Annotated in this window: 17 protein-coding genes and 1 pseudogene; 10 read left to right on the forward strand and 8 right to left on the reverse strand. The window is 65.4% G+C overall.

Features of this window, described 5'->3' with window-relative positions; all coding sequences use genetic code 11:
• Nucleotides 1–32: 32 nt before the first annotated feature.
• The 3 genes from D7006_RS13395 to D7006_RS13405 form a co-directional block, all read right to left on the reverse strand.
• Entirely contained in the window at nt 33–989 is a 957-nt protein-coding gene (locus D7006_RS13395) for a GDP-L-fucose synthase (RefSeq protein WP_237353340.1), read from the reverse strand.
• 1 nt (nt 990) lies between these two features.
• The gene (gene gmd, locus D7006_RS13400) at nt 991–2,073 is read right to left on the reverse strand and encodes a GDP-mannose 4,6-dehydratase (RefSeq protein WP_210257880.1); all 1,083 of its coding nucleotides are present in this window, start codon (nt 2,071–2,073) and stop codon (nt 991–993) included.
• Between the two features lie 367 nt (nt 2,074–2,440).
• On the reverse strand, nt 2,441–2,806 hold the full coding sequence (locus D7006_RS13405; protein ID WP_237353342.1) for a transcription termination/antitermination NusG family protein: 366 nt from the start codon (nt 2,804–2,806) through the stop codon (nt 2,441–2,443).
• 1,128 nt (nt 2,807–3,934) lie between these two features.
• Between D7006_RS13405 and D7006_RS13410 the strand changes: the two genes are divergently transcribed.
• Nucleotides 3,935–5,254, forward strand: a complete 1,320-nt coding sequence (locus D7006_RS13410; protein WP_237353344.1) for a UDP-glucose/GDP-mannose dehydrogenase family protein — start codon at nt 3,935–3,937, stop codon at nt 5,252–5,254.
• A gap of 85 nt (nt 5,255–5,339) precedes the next feature.
• Nucleotides 5,340–6,794 carry a mannose-1-phosphate guanylyltransferase/mannose-6-phosphate isomerase gene (locus D7006_RS13415; RefSeq protein WP_237353346.1) on the forward strand — a complete coding sequence of 485 codons (1,455 nt, stop codon included), beginning with the start codon at nt 5,340–5,342 and terminating at the stop codon, nt 6,792–6,794.
• 33 nt (nt 6,795–6,827) lie between these two features.
• On the opposite strand, the gene D7006_RS13420 is transcribed toward D7006_RS13415, so the two are convergent.
• Nucleotides 6,828–7,973 carry an AGE family epimerase/isomerase gene (locus tag D7006_RS13420; RefSeq protein WP_237353347.1) on the reverse strand — a complete coding sequence of 382 codons (1,146 nt, stop codon included), beginning with the start codon at nt 7,971–7,973 and terminating at the stop codon, nt 6,828–6,830.
• Between the two features lie 232 nt (nt 7,974–8,205).
• Here D7006_RS13420 and rfbC point away from each other — a divergent pair, with 232 nt between their 5' ends.
• The 5 genes from rfbC to D7006_RS13445 all read left to right on the forward strand — a co-directional run bounded on the left by rfbC (nt 8,206) and on the right by D7006_RS13445 (nt 12,671).
• On the forward strand, nt 8,206–8,790 hold the full coding sequence (rfbC, locus tag D7006_RS13425; protein WP_237353348.1) for a dTDP-4-dehydrorhamnose 3,5-epimerase: 585 nt from the start codon (nt 8,206–8,208) through the stop codon (nt 8,788–8,790).
• Between the two features lie 4 nt (nt 8,791–8,794).
• Nucleotides 8,795–9,880, forward strand: a complete 1,086-nt coding sequence (gene rfbB / locus D7006_RS13430; RefSeq protein WP_237353349.1) for a dTDP-glucose 4,6-dehydratase — start codon at nt 8,795–8,797, stop codon at nt 9,878–9,880.
• Entirely contained in the window at nt 9,877–10,854 is a 978-nt protein-coding gene (rfbD, locus tag D7006_RS13435; RefSeq protein WP_237353350.1) for a dTDP-4-dehydrorhamnose reductase, read from the forward strand. The genes rfbB and rfbD overlap by 4 nt, the downstream gene beginning before the upstream one ends.
• On the forward strand, nt 10,851–11,723 hold the full coding sequence (gene rfbA / locus D7006_RS13440) for a glucose-1-phosphate thymidylyltransferase RfbA (protein ID WP_024278750.1): 873 nt from the start codon (nt 10,851–10,853) through the stop codon (nt 11,721–11,723). Before rfbD ends, rfbA begins: the two co-directional genes overlap by 4 nt.
• A 174-nt stretch (nt 11,724–11,897) precedes the next feature.
• On the forward strand, nt 11,898–12,671 hold the full coding sequence (locus D7006_RS13445; protein WP_237353351.1) for a ferredoxin--NADP reductase: 774 nt from the start codon (nt 11,898–11,900) through the stop codon (nt 12,669–12,671).
• 25 nt (nt 12,672–12,696) lie between these two features.
• Here D7006_RS13445 and D7006_RS13450 read toward each other — a convergent pair whose 3' ends face one another.
• Nucleotides 12,697–13,047 carry an SGNH/GDSL hydrolase family protein gene (locus tag D7006_RS13450; RefSeq protein ID WP_237353352.1) on the reverse strand — a complete coding sequence of 117 codons (351 nt, stop codon included), beginning with the start codon at nt 13,045–13,047 and terminating at the stop codon, nt 12,697–12,699.
• Between the two features lie 35 nt (nt 13,048–13,082).
• On the opposite strand from D7006_RS13450, the gene D7006_RS13455 reads away from it, so the two are divergent.
• The 3 genes and pseudogenes from D7006_RS13455 to D7006_RS13465 all read left to right on the forward strand — a co-directional run bounded on the left by D7006_RS13455 (nt 13,083) and on the right by D7006_RS13465 (nt 15,455).
• Nucleotides 13,083–13,529 carry a transposase gene (locus tag D7006_RS13455; protein WP_237353354.1) on the forward strand — a complete coding sequence of 149 codons (447 nt, stop codon included), beginning with the start codon at nt 13,083–13,085 and terminating at the stop codon, nt 13,527–13,529.
• Nucleotides 13,526–13,882: an IS66 family insertion sequence element accessory protein TnpB gene (gene tnpB / locus D7006_RS13460; RefSeq protein ID WP_237353356.1), complete on the forward strand. Its 357-nt coding sequence runs from the start codon at nt 13,526–13,528 to the stop codon at nt 13,880–13,882. The genes D7006_RS13455 and tnpB overlap by 4 nt, the downstream gene beginning before the upstream one ends.
• 42 nt (nt 13,883–13,924) lie before the next feature.
• Nucleotides 13,925–15,455: pseudogene (locus D7006_RS13465) on the forward strand (IS66 family transposase).
• On the opposite strand, the gene D7006_RS13470 reads toward D7006_RS13465, so the two are convergent.
• The 3 genes from D7006_RS13470 to D7006_RS13480 all read right to left on the reverse strand — a co-directional run bounded on the left by D7006_RS13470 (nt 15,439) and on the right by D7006_RS13480 (nt 18,240).
• Nucleotides 15,439–15,918 (reverse strand): hypothetical protein, encoded by a 480-nt coding sequence (locus D7006_RS13470; protein WP_237353357.1) that lies wholly within the window; start codon nt 15,916–15,918, stop codon nt 15,439–15,441. The pseudogene D7006_RS13465 and the gene D7006_RS13470 sit on opposite strands and share 17 nt — an antisense overlap.
• Before the next feature lie 94 nt (nt 15,919–16,012).
• Nucleotides 16,013–17,497, reverse strand: coding sequence for an O-antigen ligase (locus tag D7006_RS13475; protein WP_237353359.1), 1,485 nt, complete (start codon nt 17,495–17,497; stop codon nt 16,013–16,015).
• A complete protein-coding gene (locus D7006_RS13480) occupies nt 17,488–18,240 on the reverse strand; it encodes a hypothetical protein (RefSeq protein WP_237353361.1) in 753 nt (250 codons plus the stop codon). Before D7006_RS13480 ends, D7006_RS13475 begins: the two co-directional genes overlap by 10 nt.
• Nucleotides 18,241–18,269: the final 29 nt, after the last annotated feature.

Genomic DNA, 18,269 nt, shown 5'->3' on the forward strand with positions numbered 1-18,269 from the left:
TCCGTTCTTGACGCGCGCCTGTCGCCGCAGCCTCAGCTCGCGGCCCTGAGCGCGCCCTGGTTCTCCAGGAACCAGCGGTAGCTCGCTGAAATGCCCTCGCGCAGGGGGATGGAGGGCGCCCAGCCGAGCGCACGCAGGCGGTCCGCGCTCATCAGCTTGCGCGGCGTGCCATCGGGCTTGGAGAGGTCGTGCACGATCTCGCCGGTAAAGCCCACCACGTCGCAGACCGTGCGGGTCAGCTCCAGGATCGTCACGTCGTCGCCCGAGCCCACGTTGACGTGGGTGTCGTCCGAATAGGCCTTCATCAGAAGCACACAGGCGTCGGCGCAATCGTCCACGTGGAGGAACTCGCGGCGGGGCGTTCCCGTGCCCCACATGACGATTTCCTTGTCGCCCCGCAGCTTCGCCTCATGCGCCTTGCGGATGAGCGCCGGCATCACGTGACTGGAATTGAGGTCGAAATTGTCGCCCGGCCCGTAGAGGTTGGTCGGCATGGCCGAGATGAAGTCACTGCCGTGCTGTCGACGGTAGGCCTGCGCCAGCTTGATGCCGGCGATCTTGGCCACCGCGTACCATTCATTGGTCGGCTCAAGCGGCCCAGTGAGCAGGGAATCCTCGATGATGGGCTGCGGCGCCATCTTGGGGTAGATGCACGACGACCCCAGAAACAGCAGCTTTTCGACACCGAAGCGGTGAGAGGCCTCGATGATGTTCGCCTCGATCATCAGGTTGTCATAGAGAAAATCGGCCGGATAAGTGTCGTTGGCGAGGATGCCGCCGACTTTCGCCGCGGCCAGGAACACCGCGTTCGGCCGGGTCCGTTCCAAGAAAGCGCGCACGGCAGCCTGGTCCTTCAGGTCCACTTCGGAGCGGGACGCAGTAATGACCTCGCACCCCTCCCGTCCCAGCCGTCGAACGATGGCCGAGCCCACCATGCCGCGATGGCCGGCGACCCAGACTTTCTTGCCCTCGAGCGCGTAGGACCCCATCTCAGGCTTCCTTCATGACGGTCGAGGTCTGCATAACCTTGAGGTCCTCGGCGACCATCTCGCGGCAGAGCTCACGCACCGAGGTCTCGTGGCTCCAGCCCAACTTCTCGTGGGCCTTCTTGGGATTGCCAATGAGCAGATCCACCTCGGTGGGGCGGAAGTAGCGCGGGTCGACCTCGACGAGGCAGCGGCCCGACAGCTTGTCGTAGCCCTTCTCCTCCACGCCGCTGCCGCGCCACTCCAGCTCGATGCCCACGTCCTCGAATGCCCATTGAACGAATTGGCGCACCTCCGTGGTCTCGCCAGTGGCGAGCACGTAGTCGTCGGCGGTTTCCTGCTGAAGGATCAGCCACATGCCGCGCACATACTCGCGGGCATGGCCCCAGTCGCGCTTGGCGTCGAGATTGCCGAGGTAGAGCTTTTGCTGCTTGCCGTGCCGGATCGCGGCGACCGCGCGGGTGATCTTGCGGGTGACGAAGGTCTCACCGCGCAGCGGGCTCTCATGGTTGAACAGGATCCCGTTGGAGGCGTGCATCCCGTAGGCTTCGCGGTAGTTCACCACGATCCAATAGGCATAGAGCTTGGCCGCCGCGTAGGGGCTGCGAGGATAGAACGGCGTGGTCTCGGACTGCGGCACTTCCTGCACCAGCCCGTACAGCTCTGACGTTGAGGCCTGATAGAAGCGCGTCTTCTTCTCAAGGCCCAGGATCCGGATGGCTTCGAGGAGGCGCAGAGCGCCGATCGCATCGGCATTGGCCGTGTATTCCGGCGTCTCGAAGGACACCTGCACGTGGCTCTGCGCCGCAAGGTTGTAGATTTCGTCCGGCTGACACTGCTGCACAACCCGGATCAGGTTGGTTGAGTCGGTCATGTCCCCGTAGTGCAGGACGAACCGCGGATCGGCCTCGTGCGGGTCCTGGTAGATGTGCTCGATGCGCCCGGTGTTGAAGGATGAGGAGCGGCGCTTGATGCCGTGAACGGTGTATCCCTTCGCGAGCAGCAACTCTGCCAGGTAGGCGCCATCTTGACCGGTCACGCCGGTGAGAAGTGCAACCTTGCCGTTGGACGGAACCTTCACGGACATTTATCGCCTCACTTTATGCTAATAGCTCCGCAGCGGCCCGGCCCATCCGGCCCGGCCCCGCCCGGCCCCCAAATACCCAGAACTCGCGTAGGACGCACGCCGCCGCGACATGGCGCGCTACCGCACTGCGGGTGAAACGACAGCGTCGCTCCGCCCAACTTTATCTTCGCACGACACCCGCAATACGTGCGTACAACACGGTAAACTCAACCCGCCGGAGCGAGCACATATCGGCAAATCTTCGATCGGACGCTACAGTTCATCAATGACAGAAGCAACGCGACGCACTTCCGACCATCCAGTCTTTCGAAAATGCCGCGCCCGCCGGCACGCGGCCCGGACACCAAGCGAACCGGATCGCCCTTCTTCAAGCTGCCGTCGACGACAGTGATGCCGTCGTTGGCCGTGGCGGCCACCATCGCTTCCACTCCCCATGCGGAACCGGCTGCGGACGCTCGCGCGCCATCACTGTACCGGGCACACCCAAAGTGCTGTTGATGGATCGCCAGCGGCGACGATCAGGATCTAAGCGCGCGAAACCATAGCGAGGAAACATGAAGGCACGGATGGTTTCGATCCGAAGGGCGCGCCGCCACGCTTGCCACATCCGGGGGAAGAACACCTCGAAACCCTGGCGATCGAGCTGCCCCTGCGCCACCGCCTCCATGCGCGGGAGCGCATAGATCACATGCCAGCGCGGCCGGGCGACCATGAGGAAGGAGGGAAGCGTCATTGCCGTGAATCTATCTCGCCACGCGCTTGACCAATTCGCTAAGCGAGCAATCCACCAATGCTGGACGAAGCGACACCTCCCAGCACGAGAGAGCCGAAATCCAGCCTCGAAACGCCCGCCCCCGACGCTTTGACGACATACGCCCAACCCGACCCACCAACGCACCAAGCAGGTCCATCAAGCGCCCGCACGCTGCGCATACGAGCAACGCCGACAAGACGACGAACTACGTAGATTGCCTTAGCCGATGCGCATTTATTTTGCAATGCAGAAAATTAGGCAGAGATAAAAGAATCAATTAATTCAATGAATTGATGAAGCCACACCAAGACACACCTTCGACCCGCCGCGCGTTCATTGCGCACCGCACTCTTGTGGTGCCCCACACCGCCGAAAGCCTCCCAAACCCCACAGAAGGTCGGGAGAGAGCCCACGCCGCGGAAGGCAAACTCGGCAGATCGTGTCGGCACGACACGCCCAGCGCCAGAAACTCGCACAGCGCACCACCAGCCACCCATACGCACCTGACGAAGAATTGAGTCGATCCAAATTTCGCAAAATGCAAAAAACAATGAAATTGAGGCTAATGGAAAAGTAGAAATCCGACATGCGACAGATTGACAGACAGCACCGCTGACACAGGAATGCAGGCCAAGGCACCAATATTTCGGCACCCTCTCCTTATCCAGTCCTCGGCAGAGGCGGAGCCACCCTCAATTTAACACCCATCCGCGAGCGTCCGGAACGTCGATTTTGCATTTGCGAACATCCGCGATCCATACTTCGGCCCCCGGCACACATCGTCCACACCCCCTAAAGCCGCCGCGCGAGGCCCAAGTGGCCGAACCCGTTCGGATCCATGGAACCTTTTGTCGCACAACTATAAATTCTCAACGATCGCGCACATTTGCAAACCGACGAGCGCTGAAACATCGCCGCCTTCCGACAGGTAGGGTGACCGGACTGATCGCGCGTTTGGTTGCGCTGCAGCATGGCCTCGCGCTACAATATTGCGCATAACTTATTCATTGCAGTGTACTGCAAAACGTCATTGAGAATCCGTATCGGTACACGTAATTAGCGGCCAGCTGACCTCGTCTGGTCGCGCAGCTTGGGGAAGTGGGGATCATGCGGGTTGCGATGATTGGCGCGGGCTACGTGGGATTGGTGTCTGGGGCCTGCTTCGCGGACTTCGGCCACATTGTCACCTGCGTGGACACGCATGCCGGCAAGATCGAAGCCCTCAAGCGGGGCGAGATTCCGATCTATGAACCCGGCCTTGCCGAGCTCGTCGCGAGCAATGTGAAGGCCGAGCGTCTGTACTTCACCACCAGCCTCGCGGAGGGGGTCAAGGACGCCGACGCCGTGTTCATCGCGGTGGGTACGCCCTCGCGCCGGGGCGACGGCCACGCCGACCTGTCCTACGTGTACCAAGCCGCGCGTGACATCGCCGCCGCCATCAGCCGCTATACGGTCGTGGTGACCAAATCCACGGTGCCTGTAGGCACGGGCGACGAGGTGGAGCGCATCATCTGCGAGACGCGCCCGGAGGCGGAATTCGCCGTCGTCTCCAATCCCGAGTTCCTCCGCGAAGGCGCAGCCATCACCGATTTCAAGCGCCCCGATCGCATTGTGTTGGGCACCGAGGACGAGCGCGCCCGCCATGTGATGACCGAGCTCTACCGTCCGCTCTTCCTCAACCAGTCGCCGCTGCTCTTCACCTCGCGCCGCACCGCCGAGCTGACCAAGTACGCAGCAAATGCCTTCCTCGCCACCAAGATCACCTTCATCAACGAGATCGCCGATTTGTGCGAGCAGGTGGGCGGCAATGTCCAGGACGTGGCCCGCGGCATCGGCCTCGACAACCGCATCGGCTCGAAGTTCCTGCATGCCGGCCCGGGCTACGGCGGCTCCTGCTTTCCGAAGGACACCCTCGCCCTCATGAAGACGGCGCAGGACTATGGCACCCCCGTCCGCATCGTCGAAACCGTGGTGGCGGTGAACGACCAGCGCAAGCGCGCCATGGCGCGCAAAGTCACCGAGGCACTCGGTGGGTCGGTGCGCGGCAAGACCATCGGCGTGCTGGGCCTCACCTTCAAGCCCAACACCGACGACATGCGCGATGCGCCCTCCATAGCCATCATCACCGCCCTCCAGGACGGCGGCGCCATCATCAAGGCGCATGATCCTGAGGGCATCGAGCAGGCCAAGCTCGTCCTCGACAACGTCACCTATGTGGACAATCCCTATCAGGCCGCCGAGGGCGCCGATGCGCTGGTGCTCGTCACGGAGTGGGACGCCTTCCGCGCGCTCGACCTAAAGCGGATCCACAGCATGATGGCGCAGCCAGTGGTGATCGACCTGCGCAACATCTATCGCCCAGACGAGATGGAAAGCCTCGGCTTTCGCTATTCCAGCGTTGGCCGGCGCAGCTTCGCCGGCGCCTGAGCCGCATTGCCGCCCGGCCGCACTCCTTGTGCAACGGGCAGCCGCATTGCGGTAGACTGCCTCGTTCCAACGCCAGGCGCCTTCCATGACAAGCCAAACTCAGCCCGAGACCCACCCCGCCGACGGAAAGATCATTCCAGTCGTTCTGGCTGGAGGATCGGGAACGCGTCTGTGGCCGCTCTCGCGCAACAGCCTGCCGAAGCAATTCCTGCCGCTCGCGTCGGAAAAGACGCTGTATCAGGACACGCTGCTGCGGTCGGCGCCCGACGACGTGTTCGGTCCGCCCGTGGTTGTGGCCAATGAGGAGTTTCGCTTCTTCGCGCAGCGTCAGGCCCGTGCAATCGGCATCGACGCCACCGTCATGCTCGAGCCTGCCCGGCGCGACAGCGCCCCTGCCCTTCTCGCGGCGGCCCGCTATGTGGCTGACACCTACGGTCCAGAGACGCTGGTGCTCGCGCTCGCCTCCGACCACGTGGTGCAGGACAAGGCGGCCTTCCGGGAGGCCGTTCTGCTGGGCGCGAAGATCGCACGCCTCGGACGCATTGTGACCTTCGGCATCTCACCCACGGAGCCGCGCACCAGCTACGGCTATATCCGGCTCGGCACCGAGCTTGACCCGCTCGGCGCGTATGAGGTGGACTCCTTCGTCGAGAAGCCGGATCGCGCGACGGCAGAGCTTTACGTCCAGGCTGGCTACCTCTGGAATTCCGGCAATTTCCTCTTTCCCGCCGGTCTCCTCCTGGAGGAGGCCGAAGGCTATGAGCCGGCCATCTCGGCCGCCGTCAACTCGGCCGTGGCGAACGCCAAGGTTGATCTGGTCGGCTTCCTGCGTCTCGATTCGGCGGCCTTCAAGTCGGCCCCCGCCAAGTCCATCGACTTCGCCGTGATGGAGCGCACGCGCCTTGCGGCGGTGGTGCGCGGCAGCTTCGGCTGGTCGGACGTTGGCGCGTGGGACGCGCTCCATGAGATCGGCTCACATGACCCGAAAGGCAATGTCACGGTCGGATCCGTCCAGTTGCTGGACACCGCCAATTCCTACGTCCGTTCGGATGGCCCGCTGGTGACCACCATCGGGATCGACGGCCTGTCCGTGATCGCGACCTACGACGCCGTGCTGGTCATGCTGTCCAACCGCAGCCAGGACGTCAAGCACCTCGTCAATCTGCTGAAGACGCACAACCCCCGGGAGGTCGACGAGCACCTCACCGTCCACCGGCCGTGGGGCACGCTGGAGAGCGTGTGCGAAGGCGAGCGCTTCCAGGTGAAGAAGATCGTCGTCGAGCCCGGTGGCGTGCTCTCGCTGCAGAAGCACTACCACCGATCCGAGCATTGGATCGTGGTGCACGGCACGGCCGAGGTCACGCTGGAGGATCGCACCTTCATCGTGCACGAGAACGAATCCACCTACCTGCCCATCGGCACCGTCCACCGCCTCAAGAACCCAGGCAAGATTCCGCTGGAGCTCATCGAGGTCCAGACCGGCTCCTATCTTGGCGATGACGACATCACCCGCTTCGAGGACATCTACCAGCGCGCCTAAGCGCGCTGGTCCCGAAGAGCGGGAAAGGGCAGCCTAGGCGAGGCCGCCGGCCTTCAGCAGAACCACGAAGGCCGAGAGGATGTGGTAGAAGGACGAAGCTGGCGCCGCCTCGTCCAGGAACGAGCCATCGGCCAGCCACTGGTCGCGCCACAGGCCGGCCACGGGCACGTCCAGATACACCTTCAGAACCTCGAACGCCTCGCGCGCATCGGCAACGAAGCTTTCCCGCGCCACGGCGTCAGTCGTCGCAGCTGCAAACACAAGCGCGGTCCGCAGGCGCTCCGTCTGCGCCCACAGCCGGGCGCGTGGAACGGTCGGCGTTCCCGCGGCATCCACGGCGAAGATCGCCGCACGGCGGTCCGGGGCGATGCCGAAGCGGGTGCCGAAGGCGTAGAGCCGATCCGCCGCAGCGCGGTGATCGACAGCCAGCAGGTCGCCCGCATGGCGGAACAGATAGGCCCACTCGAACTGGTGCCCCGGCTCGCGCACGGCGCCCGGCGCGCCTTCCGCGAAGTTCCAGTCCCCATTGTAATATTCGCCGATGGCGCCGGTCTGCGGATCCAGGAGGCGCGTCGCGCCCAGTTCGACGATCGCACGCGCGACACCTTCGAAAGGCTCGCTGACGCCCTCCGCGACCCACGCGAGCTCGGCTTCCAGAAGGTGCATGTGCGGATTGGAGCGCAGCGGGAGGACACGGGGCGTCGCCTCCTCGAAGCCGATCACCGGGTGCGCGCGCTGCGCCGTCAGTTCAGCCTGCAACGAGCGGGCTGCCGCGAGCAAGTCCGTGTCTCCGATTCCAGCCCCATGGGCATGGGCGAGGGCGAACAGCACGAACGCCTGATCGTAGAGGTCGGCCGTCTCGTCCAGGGGCGAGCCATCCGGTGTCACGAGGCAGCGGAAGAGCCCGTCCGGACGGCGGAAGCGGCTCATGAAGAAGGAGAGGCCGTGCGCGGCGGCTTCTCGCCAGGGTCCCTGCCAGCCGAGGCGCCCGCCCTCGATGAAGGCATAGGTCTGCCGCGTCTGGACCCGCAGACGGCGCGGCGCGATCACCGGCTTTCCATCGAGCGCGATCTTCTCGTAGAAGCCACCCGCCGGGTCCGCGCCCACCTGCCACCAGAGCGGCAGCGCGGCATCGAACAGCCATTCACGCGCCCAGCGAGCCTCGGCCTCGAGCTTCATCGCGACTCCCCCATCTCCGCAGCGGCCGATCTTGACCGGCCGAGCCGAACACCGCCATTTCTGCTCCCATTGCACTGCAGCGACAAATTGTATCTCCTCGTGCCCCTTGGGCGGAACGGAGCCGTGGCCTTGTGTTCTCATGGCCCGGCCCTTGTGCTAGAGCACGCGCCGATGCGGCTTTGTCGCGAGGCGAGCCCGATTCCATCCGGTCCTTGGAAAGGTGGATACGCTTGTGACGGCATTCCTCCCGCTTGGCCTGCCCGACGTCATCCTCGTCCGGCCGCGCCGCTTCGGCGATGCGCGAGGCTATTTCTGCGAGACCTATGTGAAGCCCGTATATGCGGCGAACGGGATCGGCGCGGATTTCGTGCAGGACAACGAGTCCTTGTCGGCGCAGGTCGGCACCATCCGCGGGCTGCACATGCAGGCTCCCCCCTTCGCCCAGGCGAAGCTAGTGCGGGTGCTCTCCGGCGCCATCTACGACGTGGCGGTGGACGTGCGGAAGGGCTCGCCTACCTACGGCCAATGGGCCGGCGCGCGGCTCACGGCCGAGGGCGGCGAGCAGCTATACATACCCCAGGGTTTTGCCCACGGCTTTTGCACCCTCGCGCCGGACACGCGCGTCGCCTATAAGGTGGACGCGGTCTATGATCGGGCGAGCGAATGCGGGATCATTTGGGACGATCCGGACCTCTCCATCGACTGGACCCTGGGTGACGGCGAGAAGATCCTCTCGGAGAAGGATCGCATCTTGCCTCGCCTCAAGGATTTCGACAGTCCGTTCGCCTATCAGGGGACGGCGGCGAACGAAAGGTAGCTTCATGCGGGTGTTGGTGACGGGTGGCGCGGGCTTCATCGGCTCGGCAGTGGTGCGGCACCTCGTGGGGCTTGGCCACCACGTTCTGACCTTCGACAAGCTGACCTATGCCGGCAACCTCGCCTCCCTCGCGCCGGTGGCTGAAGATCCGCGCTATGCCTTCGTGCAGGCCGACATCTGCGACGCCGGCGCCGTGCGTGCCGCACTGGAGGGTTTCAAGCCCGACCTCGTGATGCACCTCGCTGCGGAATCCCACGTGGACCGCTCCATCGACGGGCCGGGTGACTTCATCTCCACCAATGTGGTTGGCACCTACACCATGCTGCAGGAGGCCCTGCGCTACTGGCGGACACTGCCGGGACCGCAGAAGGAGGCCTTCCGCTTCCACCACATCTCCACTGACGAAGTGTTCGGCAGCCTCGGCGCCGAGGGGCTGTTCCGGGAGGACACCCCCTACCAGCCGAACTCGCCCTACTCCGCCTCCAAGGCGGCCTCCGACCATCTGGTCCGCGCGTGGTTCCACACCTATGGCCTGCCGGCGGTGATGTCGAACTGCTCGAACAATTACGGGCCCTACCACTTCCCCGAGAAGCTCATCCCCCTCGTCACGCTGAACGCGCTGGAGGGCGCGGATCTGCCCGTCTACGGCACGGGCGAGAACGTGCGGGACTGGCTGTTCGTGGAGGACCACGCCGAGGCCCTGTTCCTCATCGCCACCAAGGGTCGCCCGGGCGAGAGCTACAATGTGGGCGGCGCCTGCGAGCGGCGGAACATCGACGTGGTGCGCACCATCTGCGCCATTCTCGACGATCTCGTGCCGGACGCCACCATCGGCAAGCGTGAGGGGCTGATCCGCTTCGTCACCGATCGGCCTGGCCATGATGCGCGCTATGCCATCGATTTCTCCAAGCTGAAGGCGGAGCTCGGCTGGTCGCCGCGCGAGACGTTCGAGACGGGTCTTGAGAAGACCATCCGCTGGTATCTCGCCAACCGTCCGTGGTGGGAGCCGCTGCGCCAGCGCTATCAGGGCCAGCGGCTGGGGCTGGACAAGGCGCCGACCACCGGCGCGAAACTGGGGCTCGCATCTTGACGCGCATTCTTCTGTTCGGTGCCGGTGGACAGCTCGGGCGCGAAACGGCTGCGCTGGCCGGTGAGCGGGGCATCGATCTCGTTGCCCTCGGCCATGCCGACCTCGACATTTCCGATCCGGTTGCCGTCGCTCGCGCGCTTGAAGCGGCGCGTCCCGATGCGCTCATCAATGCCGCGGCTTACACCGCCGTGGACAAGGCCGAGAGCGAGCCGGACCTCGCCGCCCGCATCAATGCCTTCGCGCCCGGCCTCATCGCCGAGCGCTGCGCCCGCTATCGCACGCCCTTCATCCATGTCTCCACGGACTACGTGTTCGACGGCACCAAGCGGGGCGCCTATGTGGAGGCGGACCCGGTGGCGCCCCTCGGCGTCTACGGCCGCACCAAGGCCGCCGGCGAGGCGGCGGTGCGCGCCGCGCACGAACGCCATGTCATCGTGCGCACCTCGTGGGTCTACGGCGCCCACGGCAACAATTTCCTTAAGACCATGCTGCGCCTCGCAGGCGAGCGCGATCAGTTGCGGGTCGTGGCCGACCAGCGCGGCTGCCCCACCGCCACGCGCGACCTCGCCGAGGCGGTGCTCGCTGCCGCGCTGGCGGCCGCCAAGGGCGATGCCCGCTGGGGCACCTACCATTTCGCCGGACGCGGCGTGACCACCTGGCACGGCTTCGCCAGCGCCATCGTGGCGGCGGCCGAACCCCACACCGGCCGCAAGCCGGAGGTGACCCCCATCACCACGGCCGATTATCCGACGCCCGCCAGCCGCCCGAAGAATTCGGAACTGGCCAGCGACCTGTTCGAGCGCACCTTCGGCGTGCGTGCCGCCCCGTGGGAGCAGCGCGCCCGCGAGGTGGTGGACGCGCTGCTCGCCAAAGCCTCGCTCGCCACGCCCCCCCAGCCGGAGGCTCAGGAGCCCGAGAAGGCGCCCGCCCCCGCATCCGCAATTCCCGCGCCGCAATCCGAGGAAGCATCGTGAAGGGTATCATTCTAGCCGGCGGCTCCGGCACCCGGCTTCATCCCATCACGCTCGTCGTCTCCAAGCAGTTGCTGCCGGTCTACGACAAGCCGATGATCTATTATCCCCTCTGCACGCTGATGATGGCGGGCATTCGGGACATCCTGATCATCACCACGCCGCACGATGCCGCGCTGTTCCAGGCTTTGCTGAAGGACGGCAGCCAGTTCGGCATCAACCTCACATATGCGGTGCAGGAGCATCCGCGCGGCCTCGCCGACGCCTTCATCGTCGGCCGCGAGTTCGTGGGCAATGACCGCGTGGCGCTGGTGCTGGGCGACAACCTCTTCTTCGGCCACGGCCTGCCCGAGCTTCTGGCCGACGCGGCGCGGCGGGAGACGGGGGCCACTGTGTTCGGCTATCCGGTCCAGGACCCCGAGCGCTATGGCGTGGCGGAGATGGACGCTTCCGGCAAGGTTCTGTCGCTGGAGGAGAAGCCGAAGGTTCCGAAATCGAACCTCGCGGTGACCGGCCTCTATTTCTACGACAACCGGGTGGTCGATATCGCCGCCAACCTCGCCCCCTCCCCGCGCGGCGAGATCGAGATCACGGACGTCAACAAGGCCTATCTTGAGCTCGGCGAGCTACGCGTCGCCATGATGGGCCGCGGCTTTGCCTGGCTCGACACGGGCACGCCGGATTCACTGGTGGAGGCCGCCCAGTTCGTCCAGATCCTGGAAAAGCGGCAGGGCCTGCGCATCTCCTCCCCCGAAGAAGTGGCCTACCGCGCCGGCTTCATCGACCGGGCCGGGCTGGAGGCGCGGGCGCACGACCTCGCCAAGTCGAGCTACGGCCAGTATCTGGCGCGCGTGGCCGCCGGCACCGCCTGACCAACGGACGGGGCCAAGAGAAACGAGCCCATGGGCCGCGCCGACTGCGGACACCCGCCGCACTTTTGAAGCGCGGCCACATCCTGTAGGGTGGCGGCCGTCTTCCCTTGCTTGAGCTTTGCGGGGTCATCGCCGTTCCGGCGCGCCGCACTTTGTCGAGACCGGACTTTCGAGATGAGCAATTTCAACGAAGAGACCGTCACCAGCGTCCACCACTGGACCGACAACCTCTTCTCCTTCACCTGCACCCGCGATCCCGGTCTGCGCTTCCTCAACGGCCAGTTCACGATGATCGGCCTGCTCGTGGACGGCAAGCCGCTGCTGCGCGCCTATTCCATGGCGAGCGCAAACTACGAGGAAGAGCTGCAGTTCTTCTCCATCAAGGTGCAGAACGGCCCCCTCACCTCCCGCCTCCAGCACCTCAAGGTGGGGGACAAGATCCTCGTCGGCCGCAAGCCCACCGGCACGCTGGTGCAGGACAGCCTGCTGCCCGGCAAGCGCCTCTATCTCCTCTCCACCGGCACGGGCCTCGCGCCCTTCCTGTCGGTGGTGAAGGACCCGGAGGCCTACGACCGGTTCGAGAAGGTCATCCTCATCCACGGCACCCGCACGGTGGCCGAGCTCGCCTATGACGCGTACCTGACCCAAACCCTGCCCGACGACGAGATCCTCGGCGAGGAAGTGAAGGCGAAGCTCGTCTACTACCCGACCGTGACGCGCGAGCCCTTCCGCAACCAGGGCCGCATCACGGACCTCATAACCTCCGGCAAGCTCTTCACCGACCTCGGTCTCCCGGTCATGTCGCCCGAGGAAGACCGCCTGATGCTCTGCGGCAGCCCGCAGATGCTGAAGGATGTGGTGGACCTTCTGGAATCGCGTGGCTTCGCCGAGGGCAGCCAGTCGGCGCCGGGCCACTACGTCATCGAGAAGGCATTCGTGGAGCGCTGAGGCCACGTCTCAGCCGATCAGACGGTCAATGGGCAGCGCCGGGTCGTAGCGGCCGCAGTATCTCGTCGAGGCGCGCCGCGAGTAGCTCGTGCGCTTCCTTGGAAAGGTGAACCTCGTCGGTGGCGAGATGCCATGGCAGGGTCGTCTTATCGCCGACGAGCAACGCATCGGCATCCAGGATCAGGACGTTGTCTGCCGCCAGCCCGCGAATGTGGGCGTTCACCTCGTCGATGATAGCATAGACCCGGTCGGACCAGAACGGCCGCCGGATCAGCCTCGGTGTCGTCGGGCGCACGATGGTGGACACGATCGCGACCGCACCGGACGCAGCGGCTTCCTGCGCGAAGCGTAAGCGTCGTCCCGAGCGCACCTTCATCGGCAGGGCGCGAGAGCGCAGTTTGACGATCCTGCATGGAGGATCGTTTTGTGTCTGGGCTTGACCATAGACTTGAGCCGGAGGTTGAGGTCCGGCGCTTCGAAGTGATCACCGGCGCGATGGGGCGCCGACGCTGGACGGCGGACGACCGGGCGCGGATCCTGGAAGAAACGCTCGTTCCCGGTGCCGTGGTCTCGGCGGTTGCCCGTCGCCACGGCCTGACACCGCAGCAACTGTTCACCTGGCGCCGTGCGGCACGCAAGGCAAGCGAGATGATGCCGGCGTTCGTGCCGGCCGTGGTCGCGCCGGAAGCGGCTCCGGCATCTGCGTCCGTCCCACCGTCACGGCCGAAGCGGCGTGGCCGGCGACGTCGCGCGGCAGCCATCGAGGTCGATGTCGGCGGGGTCAGGGTGACAATCGAGAACGGGGCCTCGCCGGCCACCATCGCAGCGGTGATCGGCGTGCTGAAGGCCGGGTCGTGATCGGCCCGAGCGGCGCAGTCCGCGTCATGGTGGCGACGCGGCCGGTGGACTTCCGCAAAGGGGCGGAGGGGCTCGCCGCCTTGGTGCGCGAGACCATGGGCGCCGATCCGTTCTCCGGCACGGTGTACGTGTTCCGGGCCAAGCGCGCGGACCGGGTGAAGCTGGTGTTCTGGGACGGGACCGGCGTCGTGCTGGTGGCGAAGAGGCTGGAGGATGGGGAGTTCCGCTGGCCGAAGATCGAGGACGGCACCCTGCAGCTGACGGCGGCCCAGCTCCAGGCCCTGCTTGAGGGCCTCGACTGGCGACGGGTCCACGAGGTGCAACGCACGACGACACCGGTCGCCGCCAGCTGAAGAGGCTCGCAGGGGCCCGGCGAATATGATTCTATCTTTGCCATGGCTTCGCTCTCCACCGAGCTCCCCCACGATCCCGAGACGCTCCAGGCGATGCTGGTCGCGCGGGATGCGGAGATCGAGCGCCTGAGCCAGATCATCAAGGAGCTGCAGCGTCACCGCTTCGGGCGCCGGGCGGAGAGCCTCCCCGAGGACCAGCTGCTGCTGGCCCTGGAAGAGGCCGAGCAGGTCGAGGCCTCTGGCTTCGCCGCATCCGAGGATGAGGCGCCGGCCGAGAAGGCCGAACGGGTCGCCAAACGCCGTACGAACCGGGGCGCTGCCCGCCCATCTGCCGCGGATCGAGACCGTGGTCGATATCGAGAGCGACATCTGCCCGTGCTGTTCCGGCAAGCTGCACCGCATCGGCGAGGACGTGGCCGAGCGGCTCGACATGGTACCCGCCCAGTTCCGCGTCCTGGTGGTGCGCCGGCCGAAATATGCCTGCCGTTCCTGCGCCGACGTGGTGGTGCAGGCTCCGGCGCCGGCACGGCTGATCGAGGGCGGACTGCCGACCGAAGCGACCGTCGCTCATGTGCTCGTCTCCAAATATGCCGACCATCTGCCCCTGTATCGCCAGGCCCAGATCTACGGGCGCCAGGGCATCGCGCTCGACCGTTCGACGCTGGCGGACTGGGTCGGGCGCGCGGCCTTCCTGCTGCGGCCTGTCCATGAGCGGCTGCTGGCGGTGCTGAGGGCCTCGCCCAAGCTGTTCGCCGACGAGACCACGGCGCCGGTGCTCGATCCCGGGCGAGGCCGGACCAAGACCGGGCAGCTCTTCGTCTATGCCCGTGATGACCGTCCATGGGGCGGCGCGGGTCCGCCTGCCGTCGCTTATGTCTATGCGCCGGATCGCAAGGGTGAGCGGCCCATCGCCCATCTCGACGGCTTCACCGGCATCCTGCAGGTCGACGGCTATGGCGGCTACAAAGCGCTGGCCGGACGCAACACGGTGAAGCTGGCGTTCTGCTGGGCGCATGTGCGCCGCCGCTTCTACGAGCTCGCCCAGGCAGGCCCGGCGCCGATCGCCAGTGAAGCCCTGCAGCGCATCGCCGAACTCTACCACGTCGAGGCTGCGATCCGGGGCCGGCCCCCGGATGAGCGCCAGGCCACGCGCCGGGAGAAAAGCAGACCGACCATCGAGGCCCTCGAGCCGTGGCTGCGGGCGAAGCTGGCGCTGATCAGCCAGAAGACCAAGCTCGCCGAGGCGATCCGCTATGCGCTCTCGCGCTGGGAGGGCCTCACCCTGTTCCTCGACGACGGCCGCGTCGAGCTGGACAACAACATCGTGGAGCGCTCCATCCGACCCTTGGCCCTCACCCGGAAGAATGCGCTCTTCGCCGGCTCCGACGGGGGTGCCGAGCACTGGGCCGTCATCGCTTCGCAGGTCGAGACCTGCAAGCTCAACGGCATCGACCCCCAGGCCTATCTCGCGGACGTCATCACCCGCATCGTCAACGGCCATCCCAACAGCCGCATCGACGACCTCATGCCATGGGCCTACCCAGCACAGCCCGCCCTCAGCAACGTGGCCTGATCACGACGGTTACCGCGAAGCGTGACACGTTGGCCTTGAGGTTGGCCACGGCCGCCCGCTCCATGCCGGGAAGATTGGCGGCGGCCACCGCATCATTGATGCCCGTGACGATGAGCACCACCCTTGGCCGCAGATCGATGACGTCGTTCTGGAATCGATAGCTGGCCTGGACCGAGCTCTCGCCCGACACGCCCCGGCTCACCACCTGCCATGCCGATCCGGTGTCCCCGCTCACAGTGGTCTGGTGGGCGCGGGAATCGCCGAAGATGACAATGCGATCTTTGCCACTCGACTGCAGCGCCCGGTTCGCTTCGGCGAAGCGTCCCGGATCGATGGGACGCAGACGGAGCTCGGACCGGTCCTGGAAAAATGATCTGGCACCCATGACCGCTGACGTAAGCGAGCCGGCAAGAAGCAGGCAGAGGAGACTCAACACAACAAGAGCCGCTGCCGGCCAATTCATCGCCTTGGGTCCATACCTGCGACGCACTCCCGGATCATCCCTTCCCGACCGGCCGCGCATCAACCGGCGGTCGGCAATCCGGTCAAAGCTCTCGTCACGTGGTGGGGCCCACTTTGGGCACAGCCTCGGCGGCATCCTGCGCGGACGGCGCCCCAGGACGCCGAAGGACGCGCTTCCTGATCAGCTTTCGCTCCTCGCGCGGCAGGAAAGACCGGCCGAGGCCAAGGCCGACGACGGACAGATAGATGATCAGGAAGCCAGGGATCTGCAATGGAAAGTCGAAACTCGTATGAACGAGCCCGATCATACCGACAAGAAGCCCGGCCAAGATATAGGGATCGCTGGGCCGGCGGATGGCCCCCCGCACCAACAGGAACCCGCAGAGCGCGACAAAGGCGAACACCACCAGTGCGAGCGGAATGCCGCCTTCGAAGGTCAGCTCGAGGGGCGTGCTGTGGCCGATATCGAACACGGCCAGCGTTCCGAGATCCTCAGTGCGGAACTGTGGGAAGCTCTCCGCGAAACTGCCCAGCCCGTAGCCGATGAGGGGCCGATCAGCGATCGCACCGATCATCATCTCGTAGGCTTCGTAGCGTCCGAGAATATCGAAACCGAGCTTCGCCTGTCGCTCGCGCCATGCCCCGCCCGACACGCCGTAGACGAGGGACAACAGGACGAGAATGCCGAACGCGACCTTGAAGATGGAGGCGCGCTTGCGCAGGCGAAGCTTCGAGACGATAGCGCCGATCGCCGCAAGAAGCGTCAGAACGACACCGGCGCGCGAAAGCGTCAGGGGCAAAAGGACCAGCACGAACAGACCAGCAAACGCAGCTATGGTGCGGCGGCGGCCGCCCTCGCCACTGAACAGGCCTGACAACGGCTTGTTTTCGCGCACCGCGACAAGAGCTGGAGGCAGCAGCAGGGCCAGCACGATGAGCGCGGCCGACCCGAGATAGATCGCCGAGGTATTCTTGTTCAGGAAGAAGGTCGTCAGCGAACCATTCTGGTCGAAGGGGCGCAGACTGTCGGAATCGAAGATGAATCCGACCAGCCCAATGAAGCCGTAGATACAGGCAGCGCCGACAATGGAGCGCAACACGATGTCGGCCCGGCGGCGATCGGGGCCAATGATGATGGCGGCCGTCAGCACCAGTGCCGCCAGGAGCGGCCGACCGAGAAAGAGGAGCGGCGAGTGACGGACCGAACCGGACAGGGGAGGAATTTCCATGCCCAGGATCTTGCCCGTCTCCGACCATATCGGGAGCGGCGCGGGGCCTGGAGAGATGGACTGAAGGAAGGCGACGAGAGCATAGGCCGCCAGAACGATCAGCAGCCCCCCCAGCACCAAAGCCGCCCCACGTGAGACGTCGCGATAGCTGATGAGGAGCACGGAGACCGCTGCGAACGCCGTCCAGACCTGGACCCAAAGCAGCGCGACCGATCCGTCCGGAACGGGAGCCAAGATCACCATGGCCAGGAAAACCCAGAAACCCATACGATCCGTCAGGCTCCGCGCGCGGCGCCGACGCCCGCGGACCTCCGGCGATCCGTCCGCTTTTGCCTCGTCTGTCACTTCCACGGCCGGCTCCCCAGGGGTTCGACCGCCGGCAGATCGATGTCCTCGCCACCATTGCGGATAACGTCGGCCGCACGCTTCTGGGCCCGCTCAGGCGCCTGGGCCAAGACGTCGCGGATGAAGACGCGGGCGTCCGGCTTGGCGGCGAGGTACTGCTCGCCTACGAATTCACCCCATTGCTTCACGGCGAGCCAGTTCACTGACTGCTTCAAGTCGGCCAGTTCAGCCGGATCCAGCTTGGGATACAGCGAAAGCAGGATCTCCATGCGACGGATGAGGGGCCAGCCCTCGTAAGCTCCTGTCTGGAAAGACTTTCTCAGGTAAGTCCGCAACAGCGGCGAATCCTCGTTCCGGATATGCTCGATCCAGGCGAGAATGGTCCAGGCCCGGGGCGATCCTGGACTGCACGCCAAGCTGGCCTTTGCCGCCTGCTCTGTCGCCGTCAGCCGTCTGTCCGCGAGGTCGGCATCATCCCCTTGAAACGCAGTTTCTGCGAGGGCGGCGCGGACAACGGCGAGGTCCTGAAGCGCCTGATAATCACAGACTGGATCCGATAGTACCACGGACATATCTGCGTCCATGGCCTCGATCAGCGCCGCATCGTATGGTTCACCCGCCATCATGTGCAACGCTACGGGGCGAAGAAACAACCCTGAATCTATGCGCTTGACACCAGTCGACACGGACAGCCAGAGCGCGGCCCCAACGACCATGACGAGGCCCACAAGGCGGGCCGCCAGCTTCACAACAGGCTTTCCAGCCGAACTCGGGTAAC

Source organism: Xanthobacter sp. YC-JY1, from assembly GCF_021730305.1.
GTDB lineage: Bacteria > Pseudomonadota > Alphaproteobacteria > Rhizobiales > Xanthobacteraceae > Xanthobacter > Xanthobacter flavus.

Coding starts and splice junctions, on each gene's coding strand:
- D7006_RS13395 (WP_237353340.1), bottom strand. CDS start 989: ATGGGGTCCTACGCGCTCGAGGGCAAGAAAGTCTGGGTCGCCGGCCAT.
- gmd (WP_210257880.1), bottom strand. CDS start 2,073: ATGTCCGTGAAGGTTCCGTCCAACGGCAAGGTTGCACTTCTCACCGGC.
- D7006_RS13405 (WP_237353342.1), bottom strand. CDS start 2,806: ATGACGCTTCCCTCCTTCCTCATGGTCGCCCGGCCGCGCTGGCATGTG.
- D7006_RS13410 (WP_237353344.1), top strand. CDS start 3,935: ATGCGGGTTGCGATGATTGGCGCGGGCTACGTGGGATTGGTGTCTGGG.
- D7006_RS13415 (WP_237353346.1), top strand. CDS start 5,340: ATGACAAGCCAAACTCAGCCCGAGACCCACCCCGCCGACGGAAAGATC.
- D7006_RS13420 (WP_237353347.1), bottom strand. CDS start 7,973: ATGAAGCTCGAGGCCGAGGCTCGCTGGGCGCGTGAATGGCTGTTCGAT.
- rfbB (WP_237353349.1), top strand. CDS start 8,795: ATGCGGGTGTTGGTGACGGGTGGCGCGGGCTTCATCGGCTCGGCAGTG.
- D7006_RS13445 (WP_237353351.1), top strand. CDS start 11,898: ATGAGCAATTTCAACGAAGAGACCGTCACCAGCGTCCACCACTGGACC.
- D7006_RS13450 (WP_237353352.1), bottom strand. CDS start 13,047: ATGAAGGTGCGCTCGGGACGACGCTTACGCTTCGCGCAGGAAGCCGCT.
- D7006_RS13455 (WP_237353354.1), top strand. CDS start 13,083: ATGGAGGATCGTTTTGTGTCTGGGCTTGACCATAGACTTGAGCCGGAG.
- D7006_RS13470 (WP_237353357.1), bottom strand. CDS start 15,918: ATGAATTGGCCGGCAGCGGCTCTTGTTGTGTTGAGTCTCCTCTGCCTG.